The organism is Kitasatospora sp. NPDC024654 (assembly GCF_055559155.1).
Window position 1 is genome coordinate 1 of sequence record NZ_JBVHLF010000112.1, and the last position, 18,266, is coordinate 18,266.

An 18,266-nucleotide genomic window follows, 5' to 3' on the forward strand; every position below is an offset into this window, starting at 1 on the left:
CGACGCCTGTATCGCGCCGCGCGCCCTACTCGCCCCCACCCCCCCCCCCCCCCCCCCCCCCCCCCCCCCCCCCCCCCCCCCCCCCCCCCCCGGCCGCGACCTCGCCGCGCGGTATTCTGCGGCATGCCTCTGCTCCGCCTCCCCGCCGCCGACCGTTCCCCCACCCGCTGGCGCAACGGCGGCGGCGTCACCCGGGAGATCGCCTCGGCCCCCGACGGCTCCTGGCGGGTCAGCCTGGCCGAGATCGCCACCGACGGACCGTTCTCCACCTTCCCCGGGCTGGCCCGGATCCTCACCGTGGTGGCCGGCTCCGGTCTGGAACTCACGGTGGGCGACGAGCCGCCGGTCCGGCCCGCCCCGCGCACACCGTTCGCCTTCCCCGGCGACGTCCCCACCAGTGCCCGGCTGCTCGGCGGTCCGGTCACCGCGCTCAACGTGATGAGTCGCCGGCTCACGGCGGATGTCCGGCTGGTCGACGCCGGCGCCCCCGTCGAGTTGCTCCCGGCCCCGGGCGGCCTCCTGCTCGCCGTCGAACTCACCGGCTACGACGCCGTGTTGGCCACTCATCCGGGCGAGCCCGGTGGTCTCCCCGGCCCGGCCGCGCTGATCGCCCTGACGCCCCCGACCTGACCGGGTAGTGTGAACTGGTGCCTGCTGCCCAGGAGTTCCGCCGACGCTCCGCCCGGGTCCTGCTGCTCGACGGTGCGGACCGGGTGCTGCTGCTCAAGTTCCACGTCGACCCCGGCGATCCGGCGGCCGGCCATGGCTGGTCAACTCCCGGTGGCGGCATCGAGGAGGGTGAGCAGCCGGCCGAGGCCGCCGCGCGGGAGTTGCGCGAGGAGATCGGACTGGCCGTCACTCCGGCCCAGTTGGGGCGGCCGGTCGCCGAGACCTCCGGGTACGCCGATCTCGGCTGGGCGGCCGGGCAGTTCGAGGACCTCTACTTCCACCTCCGGGTCGCCGACCACCGGGTCGACACCAGCGGTCAGCTCGCGGACGAGCGCAGGTACCATGCCGGGCACCGGTGGTGGACGATCGACGAGCTGGCCGCGACCCGCGAGACCGTCCATCCACTGGGCCTGACCGGGCTGTTGGCCGAACTGGTCGTCGGAAGGATCCCCGAGCACCCGGTCCGGCTGCCCTGGCAGCACTGACGCCCGGTCAGCTCCCCTCGTCCGTGGGCGGCCTGAGGTCCCAGCCGACCAGTTCGCGCAGTTGCTCGGCGGTCACCCCGTCCGGCAGCGGCCGCGGGGGCTCGTGGCGGAACGGCGGCTGCCAGCCCTCGTCCTCGGTGAAGCGGCGGACCACCCGGGCCGGGGCGCCGGCCACCACGGCGTGGTCGGGCACCTCGCCGCGGACCACCGAGCCGGCCGCCACCACCACGTTGCGGCCCAGTCGGGCGCCGGGCAGGATCACCGCGCCCGTGCCGATCCAGCTGCCCGAGCCGATCGCCACCGGTTCGTTGCGGGGCCACTGCTTGCCGATCGGCAGCGTGGTGTCCCGGTACTCGTGCGCCTGGTCGCTGATGTAGACGTTCGGGCCGGTCCAGACGTCGTCGCCGAGCACGATCGACTGGTGGCCGACCAGGTGGCTGCCCCGGCCGATCACGCAGCCGCCACCGATGGTGATCACCGGGTCCGGGCCGAGGTCCAGGCCGGGCAGGAAGCCCGCCGACATGGTGACCTGCTCGCCGATGATGCAGAACGGGCCGATCGCTATCGACTGCTCGTTGAAGACGGTGCCCAGCGGGAAGGCCAGCTTGCTGCCGTCGCCGAGGGTGTGGAACCGGTACGGCCCGGGGTTCCGGTTGGACACCGCGCCGGCCTCCCGCAGCCAGCGCCAACCGCGGTGCACCGCCCGGCCCGCGGCACGACGGGTCCGGGTCCGAACGGCGGAGTACAGGTCAGCGGTGATCGGCATGGGCACACCGTAGCGGCCGGGCGGGCCGGCCGGCCGGGCGGGGGACCAAGGTCACATCCCCGCTCGCACCGCCCGGCCGGACGCCTGCCACGGTCAGCCCTCGACGGCCCAGCGGGCCGGCCGCTTCTCCAGGAACGACCGCATGCCCTCCTGCGCCTCGGGCGAGCCGAACAGCCGCGCGGACTGCTCGACCCGGGCCTCCGCGTCCTGCCCGAAGGAGCGCAGCACGTCGGCGGTGACCAGCCGCTTGGTCTCCGCGAGCCCCTGCGGCGAGGCCAGCCGCAGCGCGGCCAGCACCGTGCCGAGTTCCGCTTCGGCCATCTCCGGCGTCTCGGCGGCGAAGCTGATCAGCCCCATCCGGGCAGCCTCGGCGGCGTCGAAGGTCTCACCGGTCAGGTAGTAGCGGGCGGCGGCGCGCGGCTCCAGCTTGGGCCGCAGCGGCAACGAGATGACGGCCGGCGCCAGGCCGAGCCGGACCTCGGTGAACGCGAAGGTCGAGGCCGGCCCGGCGATCGCCAGGTCGGCCGACCCGAGCAGGCCGAGCCCACCGGCCCGGACGTGCCCGTTGACGTAGGCGATCACCGGCTTGGGGCACTCCACGATGGCCAGCTGGAGGTCGACCAGGCCGCGCGGGCCGACCGTCGGGTCGTCCCCGGTCGCCTCCGAGAGGTCGGCACCCGCGCAGAACACCTTGCCGGTGTGCCCGAGCACGACCGCCCGGACGTCCGGGTCCTTGGCCGCGTCCGCCAGCCCCTGCGTCAGCTCGGCCATCAGCCGGGTGGAGAGCGCGTTGCGGTTGTGCGGGGAGTCGAGTTCGAGCGTGGTGACGACTCCGGCCGTGCTGACGCGGACGAGGGGCGCTTCGCTGGTCATCGGGGTGGACCTGCTTTCCGGTATCCGAGATGAGGGTGGGTCGGACGGGCTGGGAAGACTCTGGCACGCCGACCCCGGATCGATCCAGAGCTCCCGGGGCGACGGGACCGACCAGCCCGGCGGGACCGGTCGGCCCAGCCGGCCCGGCCGGACCAGCCCCGACGCGTGGGCCGGCACCACCAGTTGCGCCCGTTCCCGCTCGGTGAGCAGCTCCAGGCCCAGCCAGGCGGCCCGCCGCCGGCCGTGCCCGGCGCTGCTCCCTCGGGAGTACCGGGGCCTCAGCGCGAGGCGAGCGCCGCCAGCCGACGGGCCGCCGCGTACTGGCGCAGGACCTGCGCGAAGGTGGTGTGTCCCTGGGTGGTCTGCGCGAACGCCCGCCAGGCCGGCCCGACCAGGCAGACCGCCGCGTGGAACAGGTACGGCCGGCGCTCGAAGGCCTCCAGCATCAGCTGGCCGGCGCGCATCTCCACACCCAGCCCAGCCTTGATCGCGAAGGCGTAGTTGAGCGCCTGCCGGCGCACCTCGACCGGGCTGCCCGCCTCGGCCACCTGGACCGCCCACTCCCCGGCCAGCCGGCCCGAGCGCAGCGCGTACGAGATGCCCTCCCGGGTCCACGGCTCCAACAGCCCGGCCGCGTCGCCGGCCACCAGCACCCGGCCGCGGGAGAGCGGCGACTCCTCGGCCCGGCAGCGGGTCAGGTGCCCGGACTCCACGGACGGGGTGAACCCGGCCAGGCCGAGCCGGGCGATGTAGTCCGCCAGGTACCGCTTGGTCTGCTCACCGTCACCACGGGCCGAGATCACCCCGACGGTCAGGCTGTTGGTCTCGGTCTTGGGGAAGACCCAGCCGTAACTGCCGGGCAGCGGACCCCAGTCCAGGTGGATCCGGCCGGCCCAGGCCCGGGCGACCCGCTCGGGGACCGGGATCTCCGCCTCCAGACCGAGGTCGATCTGCCGGAAGGTCACCCCGACGTGCCGGCCGATCCGGCTGGCGCTGCCGTCCGCGCCGACCACCGCGCGGGCCCGCACCGAGCGCCCGTCGGCGAGGGTCACCACGACCGTGCGGCGGTCCTCGCCGGTCTGCTGGTCCACGCCGGTGACGGTCGCCCCGGTCACCAGCACCGCGCCGGCCGCCACCGCGGCTTCGACCAGGCGCAGGTCGAACTCGGCGCGGTTGACCAGGCCGAAGAGCATCCGCGGGGAGCGCCGGGTGCGGGTGAAGCGGCCGTTCAGCGCGAAGGTGACCGCGTGTACCCGGTCCTGGAACGGGATCCGGAAGCCCGGCGGCAGGCTGTCCCGGGACGGGCCGATGATGCCGCCGCCGCAGGTCTTGTAGCGGGGGTGCTCGGCCTTGTCGAGCAGCAGCACCCGGCGGCCCTGCGTCGCCGCCGCGTGCGCGGCCGAGGAACCGGCCGGGCCGGCGCCGACCACCACGACGTCCCACACGCCGTCCAGCGGGTCGGCGGTGGCGTCGGGCTCGCCGACGGCGTCCGTGACGGTGGCGTCGGGCTCCACCGCTGAACCGGGGTCGGCGGAGTGGGCCGGGTCGGTGCGGAGGCTGGGGTCGCTGGGGCTACCGGAGTCTGTCACACCGAGCAATCCTATGGGGCGGCCCGGGCTGCCCCCGCCCCGGCATCACAACGGCCGTCCGAGCCGCGCATATGCTCGTCGGTGTCCGCATCCCCACGCACGGAGAAGCCATGACCTCGCACGATCTCGCCGCCGCCGTACACTCGCTGCTACCGCGGGCCAAGTCCGAACTGGCCGAGCTGGTGGCCTTCCGGTCGGTCGCCGACCCGCGCCAGTTCCCGGTCGAGGAGTGCCGCGCGGCGGCCCGCTGGGTCGCGGACGCCTTCGCCGCCGAGGGCCTGACGGACGTTCGCCTGCTGGACACGCCGGACGGCACCCAGTCCGTCTACGCCGAGCTCCCGGGGCCGGCGGGCGCGCCGACCGTGCTGCTCTACTCGCACTACGACGTGCAGCCGCCGCTCGACGAGAGCGCCTGGACCACCCCGCCGTTCGAGCTGACCGAGCGTGACGGACGCTGGTACGGCCGCGGCTCGGCGGACTGCAAGGGCAACATCCTGATGCACCTGACGGCGCTGCGGGCGCTGCGGGCCGTCCACGGCGACACCTTCCCGGTCGGCCTGAAGGTGATCGTGGAGGGCTCCGAGGAGCAGGGCACCGGCGGCCTGGAGCGCTACGCCGAGGCCCACCCCGAGCTGCTGACCGCCGACGCCATCGTGATCGGCGACGTCGGCAACTTCGCCGCCGGCCTGCCCACCGCCACCGCCACCCTGCGCGGCATCACCGAGGCCGAGATCGAGGTCGCCACGCTGGCCGGCAACCTGCACTCGGGCTCCTTCGGCGGGGCCGCGCCGGACGCGCTCGCCGCGCTGATCAAGGTCCTCGCCTCGCTGCACGACGAGCACGGCAACACCACCGTCCAGGGCCTGCCGGCCGACCAGGGCTGGTCCGGCGTCGAGTACCCGGAGGACCGGTTCCGGGCGGACGCCAAGGTGCTGGACGGGGTCGAGCTGATCGGCACCGGCGGGATCGCCGACCGGCTCTGGGCCCGCCCTGCCGTCACCGTGGTCGGCATCGACGTGCCGCCGGTGGTCGGCGCCACCTCCTCGGTGCAGGCCCGCGCCAAGGCGCTGGTCAGCCTGCGGGTGCCGCCGGGCATGTCGACCAGGAGCGCCCAGCAGGCCCTGGTCACCCACCTGGAGGCGGCCGTCCCGTGGGGCGCGCAGGTCACCGTGACGCCGCTCAAGGGCGGCGAGCCGTTCGCGGCCGACACCTCGGGCCCGGCGTACGAGGCGCTGGGCGCGGCGATGCGCGAGGCGTACGGGACCGAGATGGTGGTCTCCGGCGAGGGCGGCTCGATCCCGCTCTGCAACACGCTGCGCTCGCTCTACCCCGAGGCGGAGATCGTGCTCTTCGGCGTCGAGGAGCCGACCACCCAGATCCACGCGGTCAACGAGAACCTCGACCCGACGGAGCTGGAGCGGATGGCCCTCGCCGAGGCCCTCTTCCTGCGCGGCTACGCCGAGGCCCGTCGCCAGGAGCGCTGACGGCGGCCCCCGGTGGGGACGCGGCGCCCGTCGCGTCCCCACCGGGCCCGGACGGCGAGTCCCAGCGCGCCGGTCACCGCTCCCGCGCCCGCGCCGAAGCAGAGGTCGGCGATCGGGTCGCGCGGCGCCCCCGGCCCGCTCACCCGCGCCGCCCGGGTGAGCCGCTGCGCGGCACCGACGGCGGTGGCGAGGCCGACCACGACGCGGCCGGCCTGCCGCCCGGGCGGGTTCGCTCCCGTCCCGGGTACCGCGACCCGTGGCAGCTCGCGCGCCAGGTGGCAGCCCAGCACGGCCAGCGCCACGGCGGACGTCCCGTACTGCAACGCCGTGTACCAGGGCACGCCCGCCACCTCACGGTTGAGCGCCGGCAGCAGCCGGACCCCGGCCCGCCCCTGATGGGTGAAGGCGTCCCACCCCACGTGGCCGGCCGCCCCGATCGCGGCGGAGAGCGCGAACGCCGCCGCCCGCGCGCCGCCCGCCGGCCGCTCCCCCGCCGGCGCGCGGTCGGTGGCCGCCAGCGCGGCGCCCTCCCACGGCTCGGGCAGCAGCGCGAGGAGCGGTCGCCGGACCGCGCCCTGCCACCCCGCCACCAGCAGCCCGGTCAGCGCGACGTCCAGCGTCGGGATCGCCCACCAGCGGTGGGTCAGCCTGCCGTACCGGTAGACGCCGGGCAGCCAGGACTCGGCGAAGAACGGCAGATCCGGCGCGATCGACCCGGCGACCAGCGCCGACGCGAGCAGCGGCCCGCGCCCGCGCAGTCCGCGCAGCAGCGGCAGGACGGCGGCCGGATGGCTGAACGTGAACGCCATGGCAACCATCCTGCCCCCGCTCAGCGCCGCCCGCCGAGCCCCTGCGCCGCCGGCCGGCCCGCCTCCAGGTACTCCGGCCCGTCCTGGGCCCGGGCCGCCAGCGCCGCCGCCAGCCGGCGGTGCCGGCCGGGGGCGAGCAGCCGCTCGGCCTCCGCCAGGCTGACGAACCGCCAGGCCCGCAGCTCGTCCACCGGCAGCCGCAGCCGCTGCCGCTGGGCCGCCGTCAGCCGTCCACCGTCGTAGACCAGCCGCATCCCACCGCGGCGCGGCCCGTTCCGTGGCTCCCAGTCGACCACCAGCAGCCGCAACCGACCGGGGTCCAGCCGCAGGCCGAGTTCCTCCTCGATCTCCCGGACCGCCGCGCCGGTCGGCGGCTCACCGAGTTCGACCACGCCACCGGGGAACTCCCAGCCGGGCTTGTAGACCGGGTCCACCAGCAGCACCCGGTCCCGCTCGTCGAAGAAGAGCACCGCCGCCGCCACGGTGTCCGCCGAAGGGTCGACGCTGGGCACGATCGGGCAGCGCGCCGACCCCTCCTTGATCCGCAGCACGAGGACCTCGGCGACCTGGCGCGGGGTCAGCCGCGCGGTGTCGACCACCTGCGCGTCGCGGTGCAGCCAGCCCCGGGCCTGTTGGTAGACGGGCAGGTGGCGCAGCCGCCGGCGACGGCAGCGCTCGCTCGCCTCGGGGTCGCCCGGCACTTCCTCGCTCCGCACTATCCGCTCGCGCAGGATCGTTTCCTCAGCGTCCAGCACGAAGTGGTGCACCGACAGGCCGCGGGCGGCCAGCTCGCCGAAGATCTCGTCGCGGTACTCCTGGCGCAGCAGCGTCATCGGAACCACCAGCGGCCCGGGCACCTCGGCCAGCATCGCCACCGCCACCTGCGGCACGAGTCTGCGCCAGGAGGGCAGGTCCTGGAAGTCGGTGACCCGGTCCAGCCGCTCCCGGGGCAGCAGGACGCGCAGCGCCTGACCGACCTGCTCCGGATCGTAGAGTGTGCTGCCGGGCAGCAGCTGGACCAGTTCGCGGCAGGTGCTGGTCTTCCCCGCGCCGAACGTCCCGTTGACCCAGACGATCACGAGTTCCCCTGACCTCGGGCGGCCCGCGCGCCGTTCGCGCCGGGCGGCAGCCGGACCGCTCGCACGCGGCGGCCCGCCTCCCCGGCGTACCCCCCGCGCGCCGGGCAGACCGGCACCACCCCGGGTGGTACCCGCTCTGCCCGGCTCCTCATGCCTGCGGGCCCGCGGGCGCCGGCCGCCTCACTTCACGGTCGTTCCGGTCGCCCAGAGCGCGGCCGCGGCCGCCCCGACCAGTCCGGCGCCGGTCGACAGCTCGGCCAGGCAGACCCGCAGGCCACGGACGTACGAGAGGGTGGCGTACTCGTTCAGCCGGGCCCGCAGCGGACCGAGCAGCAGGTCGCCGGACTGCGCGACACCGCCGCCGATCACCACCACGTCCAGCTCGACCAGGGTCGTGGTGGCCGCGATCCCGGCCGCCAGCGCCTGGCCGGCCCGGGCGAAGGCGGCCAGCGCCCGCGGGTCGCCCTCGCGGGCCGCGGCGGCCACCGCCACCGCGGTGGCACCGCCCGAGATGTCGACCAGTCCGGCGCTCTTGGGCCGCCAGCCCGCTGCCAACGCGTGCCGGGCGATGGCGGTGCCGCTGGCCAGGCCCTCCAGGCAGCCGCGGCTGCCGCAGGGGCAGGGGTCGCCGTCGAGGTCCACGCTGATGTGGCCGATGTGGCCCGCGTTGCCGGTGGGACCGGGGTAGAGCGCGCCGTTCAGCACCAGTCCGCCGCCGACGCCGGTGGAGACCACCATGCACAGCGCGTTGTGGAAGCCGCGGGCGGCACCGCGCCAGTGCTCGGCCGCGGTCATCGCCACGCCGTCGCCGGTCAGCACCACCGGCAGACCGCCGACCAGCCGGCCGACCTCCGAGACCACCGGGAAGTCGCGCCAGCCGGGGATGTTGACCGGGCTGACCGTCCCGCGCACGGTGTCCACCGGGCCGGCGCTGCCGACTCCGACCAGGTTCACCCGGGCCCAGTCCGGAGTGGCCATCAGCTCGGCCAGCACCTCACCGAGCGCGCCCAGGACGGCCTCGCCGTCCTCCTTGGCCCGCGTCGGTCGCTCGGTCCGGTGGTGCAGCGAGCCGTCCTCGGCTCCCACCAGGGCCCCGGCGATCTTGGTCCCGCCGATGTCGACCGCCGCCACCAGCGCCTGGCCACTCTCCATCCGCCCGTCCCTCTTCCGCTCGGCACACCTGGCGGCCCGACCCTATCCCCTCCGGCACCGAACGCACCGCCGGTCCCATCCGCACGGTCCGCGCACTCCCGACCCCACGGCGCGCGGTACCCGGCGCGCTCCGGTCACCCGTCCGATGAGTCCGGACGGTCCGTCACATCCTTTGCGCCGCAGCGGACTACGGCCAGATCGTCGGTCGCGCCGGGGAGGCTCTCGGTCAGAAAAAGTGTTCGCATTCCATCGAACTATTCGCTAGCGTCGCTGCCATGACTCCTCGCCCGCCCCGGGCCGGAACCCCGGGCACCCGCGCGTCCCTGATCACCGCCGCCGTGGCCGCCTTCATGGTCTCCCTGGACAGCACCATCGTGAACCTCGCCCTGCCCGTCCTGGGCCGGGAGCTCGGCGGCGGCCGGGCCGACGTCGAATGGGTGATGGACGGCTACACGCTCGCCCTCGCCGCCGTGATGCTCGGCGCCGGTGCCCTCTCCGACGCGCTCGGGGCCCGCCGGATCTTCCTGCTCGGCCTGGCCGTGTTCGGACTGGCCTCCGGCGCCTGCGGCCTGGCCGGGACGATGCCGATGCTGATCGCGGCCCGGCTGGTGCAGGGGGTGGGCGCGGCGCTGTCGCTCCCCAGCTCGCTCGCGCTGGTCAGGGCCGGCGGCCGCTCACCGGCCGAGCGCGGCCGGGCGATCGCGCTCTGGTCGGCGGCCGGCGGCGTCGGGATGGCCGCCGGACCACTGATCGGCGGCGCGATCGTGGCCGCCGCGGGCTGGCGGTGGGTCTTCTGGATCAACGTCCTGGTCTGCGCCCTCGCGCTGCCGGCCACCGCGCTCCTCACCCGGCCGGTGCCGGCCCGGCCGCGCCGGCTCGACCTCGGCGGACAGCTCGCCGCCACCCCGGCCATCGCCGGCCTGGTCTTCGTGCTGATCGAGGGCCCGCGCCTGGGCTGGACCCGGCCGGCGGTGCCGGTCGCGGCGGCGGTCTTCGTGCTGGGCGCCGCCGGCTTCCTTCTCGCCGAGCGGCGGGCGGCCGAGCCGCTGCTGCCGCTCCCGTTGGCCAGGAAGCCCGAGTTCGCCGGCTCGGCCGGGCTCGGCGCCCTGTTCAACTTCGCCTTCTACGGCCTGATGTTCGCACTGAGCCTGCTGCTGCAGCAGGTCAGGGGCGACTCGCCGCTGACCGCCGGGCTCTCCTTCCTTCCGCTGACCGGCCTGATCACCGCGGCCAACCTGGTCGCGCCACGGTTGACCGCCCGACGCGGATCGACCTTCGTGCTGCTCGTCGGGCTCGCCCTGTTCGCCGCCGGGCTGCTCGGCACCGCGCTGACCGAACCGCTCGCCAGCAGCCTGCCGCTGCTGCTGTGCCTGCTGCCGGTCGGGTTCGGCGGCGGCCTGATCGTCCCCACGATGACCACCCGGCTGCTCGAATCCGCGCCGCCGGAGCTGGCGGGCGCGGCCTCCGGCGCGTTCAACACCGCCCGGCAGGTCGGCGGCGCGGTCGGGGTCGCGGTCTTCGGTCCGCTGCTGGGCACCGGGAGCGAGCTCACCCAGGGGTTCCGGCTCTGCGTGCTGCTCTCGGTCGCGGCGGCCACGCTGGGCGCACTGCTCAGCGCGACGGTGCTGCGCCGACGCCCGACCGAGCCGGCCCCCGGGACCGCCGAGGCCCCCGCCGGGCAGGCGCACGCCGGCATCCGCTGAGCCTCACTCCTCCAGCAGGCGCTTCTTCAGCACCTTGCCGAGCGCGTTCCGCGGCAGCTCCTCGACCAGCACCACCCGGCGCGGTCGTTTGTGCACCGACAGCCGCTCGGCGACGAAGGCGGTGAGCTGATCGCCGGTCACCGGTCCGGCCGGTATGACGAACGCGACCACCGCCTGCCCGAGGTCCGGATCGGGCGCGCCCACCACGGCGGCGTCCGCGACCGCCGGATGGTCGCGGAGCACCGCTTCCACCTCGCCCGCGCCGATCTTGTACCCGCCGCTCTTGATCAGGTCCACCGAGGCCCGCCCGACGATCCGGTGGAACCCGTCCGGCCCGATCACCGCCACGTCGCCGGTGCGGAACCAGCCGTCCGCCGTCCAGGCCTCGGCGTTGGCCTCCGGGCGGTGCAGGTAACCGTCGAACAGGGTCGGCCCGGCGACCTGGAGTTCGCCGACGGTCTCCCCGTCGCAGGGCAGCGGGGTCCGGCCGTCCTCGCCGACCAGCCGGGTGCGCACCCCCGCCACCGGCTGTCCCACGCTGCCCGGCCGGCGCTCGCCGTCGGCCCGGGTGCTGACCGTGATCAGCGACTCGGTCATCCCGTAGCGCTCGATCGGCGCCAGGCCGGTCAGGTCGGTGAGCCGCTCGAAGACCGGGACGGGCAGCGGCGCGCTCCCCGAGACCAGCAGCCGGGCCTCGCCGAGTGCCCGGGCCGCCGCGGGATCGGCGGCGATCCGCGACCACACCGTGGGCACCCCGAAGTACAGGCTGCCGGCGGCCGCGGCATAGCCGGCCGGGGTCGGCCGCCCGGTGTGCACCAGCCGGCTGCCGTGCCGCAGCGCGCCGAGCACACCCAGCACCAGACCGTGCACGTGGAACAGCGGCAGCCCGTGCACCAGGGTGTCGTCCGGGCTCCAGGCCCAGGCCTCGGCCAGCGCGTCCAGGTCGGCGGTCAGCGCCCGGCGGGAGAGCAGCGCACCCTTCGGCGGCCCGGTGGTGCCGGAGGTGTAGAGCACCAGCGCGGTGCGCTTCGGGTCGGGCTCGGGCCAGCTGCCCGCCAGCCGCTCGGCCGGGTCGACGACCAGCCGCTCCGGGCCGGCCGCGCCCTCGTCGGTCTCCTCGCCGGCCGCCACGGCCAGCAGCTCGGCGCCCGAGTCGCGCAGGATGTGGCCGCGCTCCACCGGCCCGGCGTCCGGCGGCACCGGCACCACGGGCACCCCGGCCAGCAGCCCGCCGACCACCGCGACCACGGTCTCCACCGTCGGCCGCGCGGACACCGCGACCGCCGAGGCGCCCGCCACCCGCCGGGCCACCGCGCCGGCCGCGCCGAGCAGTTGCTCGCGGGAGAGCGCGCGGTCGTCGATCCGCAGCGCGTCGGCCGCGTCGCCGTACCCGCCCTGAAGTGCCGTCAAGAGATCCACAACGGCACTCTACGGGCCGGGGCCGCCGCCCCGGAAGCGGCAACTGGTTGCCCGTCCGTGGGAAACCCGGGAAACCCGTCGGGAAACGCCGGGGCGCGCCCACCGGACAGGTGGACGCGCCCCAGCGGTGCGGACGGCTCGATCAGCCCTTACGGGCCTTGACCTCGGCGGTCAGCTGCGGCAGCACCTGGAACAGGTCGCCGACCACGCCGTAGTCCACCAGCTCGAAGATCGGCGCCTCGCTGTCCTTGTTGATGGCGACGATGGTCTTCGAGGTCTGCATGCCGGCCCGGTGCTGGATCGCACCGGAGATGCCCGCCGCGACGTACAGCTGCGGGGAGACCTGCTTGCCGGTCTGGCCGACCTGGTTGCTGTGCGGGTACCAGCCTGCGTCGACGGCGGCACGCGAGGCGCCGACGGCCGCGCCGAGCGCGTCGGCCAGCTCCTCGACCACCGAGAAGCCCTCGGCGGCACCGACACCGCGGCCACCGGAGACCACGATCGCGGCCTCGGTCAGCTCCGGACGGCCCGAGGAGACCCGCGGGGTGCGCGAGGTGACCTTGGCGGCGTTGCCGGTGAAGGCGACGGTGACGTTCTCCACCGTGCCGGCGGCCGGGGCGGCCTCGGGGGCGACGGCGTTCGGCTTGACGGTGATCACCGGGGAGCCGTGCGTGACCGTGGACTTCACCTGGAACGAGGCGGCGAAGACCGACTGGGTGGCGACCGGGGCGCCGTCGCCGGCCTCCAGGTCGACCGCGTCGGTGATGATGCCGGAGCCCAGCCGCAGCGCGACCCGGGCCGCGATCTCCTTGCCCTCGCCGGACGAGGTGACCAGCACCGCGGCCGCGTCGGCGGCCTTGGCGATCTGGGCCAGCGCGTCCACCTTCGGGACCACCAGGTAGTCGGCGAACTCGGCGCCGTCGGCCACGTACACCTTGGCGGCACCGAACTCGGCGGCCTTGGCGGCGATGTCGGCCGCGGCGGCACCCGCGCCCAGGACGACCGCGGAGGGCTCGCCGATCCGGCGGGCCAGGGTCAGCAGTTCGAGAGCGGGCTTGCGGACCGCGCCGTCGGCGTGGTCGACCAGGACGAGAATCTCACCCATTGCTCAATTACTCCTCTTGCGATTCCCGGCTGCCCGTTCCCGGGCAGCCGCCACGTCCAACGGGTCAGATGAACTTCTGCTCGGCGAGGTAGGCGGCGAGCTGCTTGCCGCCCTCGCCCTCGTCCTTGACGACGGTGCCGGCGCTGCGAGCCGGGCGCTCGGTGATGGTGCCGACCGCGGTCCAGGAATTCTCCAGGCCGACCTCGTCGGCGTCGAGGCCCAGGTCGTCCAGGTCGTACTTCTGCACCGGCTTCTTCTTGGCGGCCATGATGCCCTTGAAGGAGGGGTAGCGCGCCTCGCCCGACTGGTCGGTGACCGAGACGACGGCCGGCAGCGCGGCCTCGACCAGCTCGGTGGCGGCGTCGCCGTCCCGGCGGCCCTTGACCACGCCACCCTCGACCGAGACCTCGGAGAGCAGGGTGACCTGCGGCAGGCCCAGCCGCTCGGCGAGCAGCGCGGGCAGCACGCCCATGGTGCCGTCGGTCGAGGCCATGCCGCAGACGACCAGGTCGAAGCCGGTCTTCTCCAGGGCCTTGGCGACGATCGCGGAGGTGGCGATCACGTCGCTGCCGTGGATGTCGTCGTCGTTGACGTGGACGGCCTTGTCGGCGCCCATCGAGAGCGCCTTCTTCAGCGCGTCCGAAGCGTCGTCCGGGCCGACGGTGAGGACGGTCACCTCGGCGTCACCGGACGCCTCGGCGATGCGCAGCGCCTGCTCGACGCCGTACTCGTCCAGCTCCGACAGCAGGCCGTCGACGGCCTCCCGGTCGGTGGTGGTGTCGTCCGCGAAGCGACGGTCACCGGTCGCGTCGGGCACGTACTTCACACAGACAACGATCCTCAAGCTCACGGCCTGTCTCCTGTACTGGTCTGGTCCGGCGGCTGCGGCGGTGCAACGCACGGGTGCGCACGCAGGCGGCCCCCGCTCCGGGCAGCGCTTCCCTGCTGTCCGAACGGCACTTCCGGCAGCATACTCGGCGCCATCCCGCCATGGTTACTCGTCAGTATCTAAATACCGGTCGCCCACATCTTGCCGCACGATCGGGACTTTCCAACGCCTGATCATTGTGACGAAGCTCTCTGCCTCAGCGGCCCGACAACCCGCCGGTCGCCGGTGTCCCGATCGCGGCCCCGAGCGCGGCGATCACGTCCGCCCGGCGCGGCTGTCCGGAGGCCCTGCGGACCACCCGGCCGCCGGCGTCGAGCACCAGCACGGTCGGGGTCCGCACGATGTCGAGCCGGCGGACCAGGTCCAGCTCGCGCTCGGCGTCGATCTCCAGGTGGGCGACCCCGGGCACCATGCCGGCGACCTCCGCCAGCACCCGGCGGGTGGCGCGGCAGGGCTGGCAGAAGGCGGTGGAGAACTGGACGAGCGTCGCGCGTTCCCCCAGCGGCGCCGAGCCCAGCTCGACGGCGGACAGCAGCATGACCCCGTCCTCTCCGCGCGCCCCAGGAGCGCGCAGCCTCGTTCCACGCCGGGCCCGACCCGGTGGGCGACTCCAAGTCTGCGGTAGGCGCGCCGCCGGCCCGCCGGCGGGGCGCCGGCCGCCGAAGGGACCGTGTGACGACAATCTCCCCGCCGCCAGGCATGCCCAGGTGACAGATCGCACCCGTTCGGGGGACCATCGTTCGCAGAATCACCCGTGGCAGCCGCGGCGTGCCGCGCCCCGGGCCCGGTCGGACCGGTTGGCGCGAGTACCGCCGGACCGGGCCCAGACCCGGAAGAAGAAGTAGGGCTGATCGTGGCAGAGTTCGTGTACCCCCCGGTGATCCGGACGGCGCTGGCCGTCTTTCGCGCGCTGGACGTGCAGATCGAGATCGTGGGTGCCGAGCACGTCCCCGCCACCGGCGGCGCCGTCCTGGTGAGCAATCACATCAGCTACCTGGACTTCCTCTTCGCCGGCCTGGGCGCCTACCAGGGCGGTCGGCGCAAGACCCGCTTCATGGCCAAGGACGACGTCTTCCGGCACCGGATCTCGGGCCCGCTGATGCGCGGCATGAAGCACATCCCGGTCGACCGCACGGACGGTCAGCCCGCGTACGAGGCCGCGGTGCGCGCGCTGCGCGCCGGCGAGGTGGTCGGGGTCTTCCCCGAGGCGACCATCAGCCGCTCCTTCACGCTGAAGAAGTTCAAGACCGGCGCCGCCCGGATGGCCGCCGACTCCGGGGCCCCGCTGCTGCCCGTGGTGCTCTGGGGCACCCAGCAGCTGTGGACCAAGGGCCGGCCCAAGACGCTCACCAAGCGCCATGTCCCGGTGGTCATCATGATCGGCGAGCCGATCCACCTGGCACCCACGGACAAGCCGGTGATGGTGACCCGGCGGCTGCGCGCCGCGATGACCGAGATGCTCGACGAGGCCCAGCGCCGCTACCCCGGCAAGCCGTCCGGACCGGACGACACCTGGTGGCTGCCCGCCCACCTGGGCGGCGGCGCGCCCACCCTGGAGGTCGCCGAGGCCGAGGACGAGCAGGAGGCCACCGCCAAGGCCGCCCGCCGGTCCGCCGCGGCGGAGAGCCAGGGCTGACCGGGTACCCCGCCCGGGCCCGAACGGCCGACAGTACTCTCCCGGCCAGGCCGATGGCGACATTCCGTGCCCGGCCGACCATACGGAACCGGCCAACGTCCACACCCAGGTGACCGGCTGCCCGCGCCATGCGCAGGCAGCCGGTCATCGGCTTTTCCCGGCCACTCCGGCTGCCGACCGGAAGATGGATGGCTGGAAAGCGCCCGTGAAATCGCGAATATGACAATGACATTTTCGCCACCCGGGAACCGTCAGTAGCCTTCCGTGTCGGAGACACCACGCGATGTAGCACTCCGAGTGCCTCCGCGTGCCCGCAACCCTCACCCCTCCCCCACGAAGGAGCCCGTGTGCCGGGGATCGACGCATGCCTGTCCGCAGCGATGGCCATCGCCGGGGCCCGCGGCGTGAGCCTGATCGACTGGAGCAGCGGCCTCGTCCTCGGCACTGCCGGCGCCAGCCCGACCGGCGACCACGAGGAGACCGCGGCCGAGGCCACCGACCTGGTCAGGGCGGCGGCCGAGAGCCCCACCTTCACCGACGTCGAGAACGCGGTCACCCCGCTGCAGGACATCATCGTCACCGCGGGCCACAGCTACCACCTGCTCTGCTTCATCGGCACCGTCTTCGACAGCCGGTTGATCCTGCATCTCTGGCTCGACCGGGCCGAGGGGAACCTGGCCGCCGCCCGGTTCCGGTTGCAGTCCATCTCGGAGGAGCTGGTGCTGGGATGAGCGTCCGTCAGCCGCCGGGCGATTCCGGGCGGTCCCGATGACCCTGGCAGCGTTGCTCGATGGCCAGCCGCTCACCGAGACGATGGAACGACTGGCCGGCACCCGCGCCACCGGTGCCCTGCACAGCGTGACCGGCACGGTCTATCTCGCCGAGGGAGCGGTGGTGCACGCCGAGAGCACCCGGGCGACCGGGCTGGCCGTGCTGCTGACCACCTCCGGCCGACTGCCCGTGGACACCTGGCGGGAGACGCTGCGCGTCTTCGGCCCCGAGCACCGGGTCGGCCGGATGCTGGTCGAACGAGGCCATCTCACCCAGGGCGAGCTGGAGCTCTGCCACCTCGTCGAGCTGTACGACGCGGCCTTCTTCACCCTCAGCGCCCGGTCCGCGCCGGTCTCCTTCGAGCCCGGCGCCGAACACTGGCTCGGACCGGTCCGCACGGTGAGCGCACGCGAGCTCCGGCACGAGACGATCCGCCGGCACGACCTGCTGGAGCGGATCTGGCCGGGGTCGCAGGTCGACATCGAACCCGTGGTTCCCGTCGAGCACCCCGGCCGGGCCGGCCGCCGGACCGGTCCACGGCTCGGCGAGCTACTGGACCACGCCGACGGCCGAAGAACCCCGGCCGACCTGGCCAGACTGCTGGGCCGCTCGGCCTACGCGACGTTGGTCGACGTCCGCCGGCTCGCCGCCGCCGGGCTGGTCGCCGGACCGCCCGCCCAGCCCGCCTCGGCGCCACGGCCCCTCGGCCCGCCCGATACCGTCCCCGGCGGCTCCCCCGCCTTGCAGCGCCGGACGCCCGGGGCCTCGTCGCGCCGCCCACGGGAGCCACTGTCCGGGTACGAGCCCGACACCGCTCTGCTGATCCGAATACGAACCGCACTGGAGGCCCGACCTTGACGCCCTGTCCGTCCGCAGCCAACCGCTCGTGGCCATGAGGCGGGCACTCAAGCAGCGCGCCGGGAGGAGACAGCTGATGGCGGTGGAGACCGACCTCCTGGCCGAACTCCGCGCACTGCGCCAGCGGGTACCGCACCTGGCGGGTGGCCTGGTGGCCAGTGTGGACGGCCTGCTGCTCGCACACGACACCCATGACACCGAGCCGGCCGGGCTGGCCGCGCTCACCGCCGCGGTGCTCGGGGTGGCCCAGCGGCTGGCCGACGCCACCGGCCAGGGGGAGTTCCGGGAGTCGCTGGTGCGCGGGGAGCACGGCTACGTCGCCGCCTACGCGGCCGGGGTCGTCTGCGTCCTCACCGTCCTCGCCCACCCGGACGTCAATGTCGGCCGCCTGCACCTGGAGGCCCGGCGGTCGGCAGGGCGGATCGGTGCCCTGCTCGACGACGCCGCCACCAATCGACCCGTCATCAGAAACCACCAAGTAAGCGGGAGTTGACATGACCGATCCAGACGGTGCACTCCGCCAGGCGATGAGCACGATCGAAGGTGCGATCGGCTCGGCACTGGTCGACTACGGCAGCGGCATGGCGCTGGCCACAGTGGACGGTGGTGGCGGACTCGACCTCAACGTGGCCGCGGCCGGGAACACCGACGTGATGCGCGCCAAGATGCGCACCATGGACATGCTCAACCTGAAGGAGGGTATCGAGGACATCCTGATCACCCTGAGCAACCAGTACCACCTGATCCGGCCGCTCACCGCGCGTTCCGGCAAGGGCCTCTTCCTCTATCTGGCGCTCGACCGGCGGCGCGCCAACCTGGCCATGGCACGCCACCAGCTGGCCAGGATCGAGAGCGACCTGGAGATCTGACACCGCTCTCGGCGAGAACGCGAGAAGCCCCTGCCGGTCTCCCGGAAGGGGCTTCTCTGAAAAATCGTTCGGCGGCGTCCTACTCTCCCACAGGGTCCCCCCTGCAGTAC

Annotated in this window: 19 protein-coding genes; 9 read left to right on the plus strand and 10 right to left on the minus strand. The window is 74.5% G+C overall.

Annotated features, from left to right (window positions below):
* Window positions 1–123: 123 nt before the first annotated feature.
* Window positions 124–630 (plus strand): HutD/Ves family protein, encoded by a 507-nt coding sequence (locus ACZ38L_RS34750; RefSeq protein WP_465701145.1) that lies wholly within the window; start codon window positions 124–126, stop codon window positions 628–630.
* A 17-nt stretch (window positions 631–647) separates the two neighbouring features.
* Complete coding sequence (locus ACZ38L_RS34755; protein WP_465701147.1) at window positions 648–1,154, plus strand: NUDIX hydrolase; 507 nt, start codon at window positions 648–650, stop codon at window positions 1,152–1,154.
* A gap of 7 nt (window positions 1,155–1,161) precedes the next feature.
* Here the strand turns inward: ACZ38L_RS34755 and ACZ38L_RS34760 are convergent, their stop codons facing one another.
* The 3 genes from ACZ38L_RS34760 to ACZ38L_RS34770 all read right to left on the minus strand — a co-directional run bounded on the left by ACZ38L_RS34760 (window position 1,162) and on the right by ACZ38L_RS34770 (window position 4,307).
* Window positions 1,162–1,920 (minus strand): acyltransferase, encoded by a 759-nt coding sequence (locus tag ACZ38L_RS34760; protein WP_465701150.1) that lies wholly within the window; start codon window positions 1,918–1,920, stop codon window positions 1,162–1,164.
* Window positions 1,921–2,013: 93 nt separating this feature from the next.
* Window positions 2,014–2,793, minus strand: a complete 780-nt coding sequence (locus tag ACZ38L_RS34765; RefSeq protein WP_465701152.1) for an enoyl-CoA hydratase family protein — start codon at window positions 2,791–2,793, stop codon at window positions 2,014–2,016.
* Window positions 2,794–3,071: 278 nt separating this feature from the next.
* Complete coding sequence (locus ACZ38L_RS34770) at window positions 3,072–4,307, minus strand: geranylgeranyl reductase family protein (protein WP_465701186.1); 1,236 nt, start codon at window positions 4,305–4,307, stop codon at window positions 3,072–3,074.
* 185 nt (window positions 4,308–4,492) lie between these two features.
* Between ACZ38L_RS34770 and ACZ38L_RS34775 the strand changes: the two genes are divergently transcribed.
* The gene (locus ACZ38L_RS34775; protein ID WP_465701154.1) at window positions 4,493–5,866 is read left to right on the plus strand and encodes a M20/M25/M40 family metallo-hydrolase; all 1,374 of its coding nucleotides are present in this window, start codon (window positions 4,493–4,495) and stop codon (window positions 5,864–5,866) included.
* Here the strand turns inward: ACZ38L_RS34775 and ACZ38L_RS34780 are convergent.
* The 3 genes from ACZ38L_RS34780 to ACZ38L_RS34790 all read right to left on the minus strand — a co-directional run bounded on the left by ACZ38L_RS34780 (window position 5,836) and on the right by ACZ38L_RS34790 (window position 8,906).
* Entirely contained in the window at window positions 5,836–6,675 is an 840-nt protein-coding gene (locus ACZ38L_RS34780; RefSeq protein ID WP_465701157.1) for a DUF4184 family protein, read from the minus strand. The two genes, ACZ38L_RS34775 and ACZ38L_RS34780, sit on opposite strands and share 31 nt — an antisense overlap.
* 20 nt (window positions 6,676–6,695) lie before the next feature.
* Window positions 6,696–7,754, minus strand: coding sequence for an NUDIX hydrolase (locus tag ACZ38L_RS34785; RefSeq protein ID WP_465701159.1), 1,059 nt, complete (start codon window positions 7,752–7,754; stop codon window positions 6,696–6,698).
* A 180-nt stretch (window positions 7,755–7,934) separates the two neighbouring features.
* On the minus strand, window positions 7,935–8,906 hold the full coding sequence (locus ACZ38L_RS34790; protein ID WP_465701162.1) for an ROK family protein: 972 nt from the start codon (window positions 8,904–8,906) through the stop codon (window positions 7,935–7,937).
* A 275-nt stretch (window positions 8,907–9,181) separates the two neighbouring features.
* Here ACZ38L_RS34790 and ACZ38L_RS34795 point away from each other — a divergent pair, with 275 nt between their 5' ends.
* Complete coding sequence (locus ACZ38L_RS34795) at window positions 9,182–10,609, plus strand: MFS transporter (RefSeq protein WP_465701164.1); 1,428 nt, start codon at window positions 9,182–9,184, stop codon at window positions 10,607–10,609.
* Between the two features lie 3 nt (window positions 10,610–10,612).
* Here the strand turns inward: ACZ38L_RS34795 and ACZ38L_RS34800 are convergent, their stop codons facing one another.
* The 4 genes from ACZ38L_RS34800 to ACZ38L_RS34815 form a co-directional block, all read right to left on the minus strand.
* Window positions 10,613–12,028 (minus strand): acyl-CoA synthetase, encoded by a 1,416-nt coding sequence (locus ACZ38L_RS34800; protein ID WP_465701167.1) that lies wholly within the window; start codon window positions 12,026–12,028, stop codon window positions 10,613–10,615.
* A gap of 142 nt (window positions 12,029–12,170) precedes the next feature.
* Window positions 12,171–13,133, minus strand: coding sequence for an electron transfer flavoprotein subunit alpha/FixB family protein (locus ACZ38L_RS34805; RefSeq protein WP_465701170.1), 963 nt, complete (start codon window positions 13,131–13,133; stop codon window positions 12,171–12,173).
* Between the two features lie 64 nt (window positions 13,134–13,197).
* Window positions 13,198–13,983 carry an electron transfer flavoprotein subunit beta/FixA family protein gene (locus ACZ38L_RS34810; protein WP_465701172.1) on the minus strand — a complete coding sequence of 262 codons (786 nt, stop codon included), beginning with the start codon at window positions 13,981–13,983 and terminating at the stop codon, window positions 13,198–13,200.
* A gap of 235 nt (window positions 13,984–14,218) precedes the next feature.
* Entirely contained in the window at window positions 14,219–14,560 is a 342-nt protein-coding gene (locus ACZ38L_RS34815) for a TlpA family protein disulfide reductase (protein ID WP_465701174.1), read from the minus strand.
* Window positions 14,561–14,875: 315 nt separating this feature from the next.
* On the opposite strand from ACZ38L_RS34815, the gene ACZ38L_RS34820 reads away from it, so the two are divergent.
* The 5 genes from ACZ38L_RS34820 (at window position 14,876) to ACZ38L_RS34840 (ending at window position 18,156) form a co-directional block, all read left to right on the plus strand.
* Window positions 14,876–15,658 carry a lysophospholipid acyltransferase family protein gene (locus ACZ38L_RS34820; RefSeq protein ID WP_465701176.1) on the plus strand — a complete coding sequence of 261 codons (783 nt, stop codon included), beginning with the start codon at window positions 14,876–14,878 and terminating at the stop codon, window positions 15,656–15,658.
* A 347-nt stretch (window positions 15,659–16,005) separates the two neighbouring features.
* Window positions 16,006–16,389, plus strand: coding sequence for a hypothetical protein (locus ACZ38L_RS34825; protein ID WP_396567429.1), 384 nt, complete (start codon window positions 16,006–16,008; stop codon window positions 16,387–16,389).
* Between the two features lie 37 nt (window positions 16,390–16,426).
* Window positions 16,427–17,287 (plus strand): DUF4388 domain-containing protein, encoded by an 861-nt coding sequence (locus tag ACZ38L_RS34830; protein WP_465701179.1) that lies wholly within the window; start codon window positions 16,427–16,429, stop codon window positions 17,285–17,287.
* A gap of 34 nt (window positions 17,288–17,321) precedes the next feature.
* Entirely contained in the window at window positions 17,322–17,780 is a 459-nt protein-coding gene (locus ACZ38L_RS34835; protein ID WP_465701182.1) for a roadblock/LC7 domain-containing protein, read from the plus strand.
* 1 nt (window position 17,781) lies between these two features.
* On the plus strand, window positions 17,782–18,156 hold the full coding sequence (locus ACZ38L_RS34840; RefSeq protein ID WP_465701184.1) for a hypothetical protein: 375 nt from the start codon (window positions 17,782–17,784) through the stop codon (window positions 18,154–18,156).
* Window positions 18,157–18,266 lie beyond the last annotated feature (110 nt).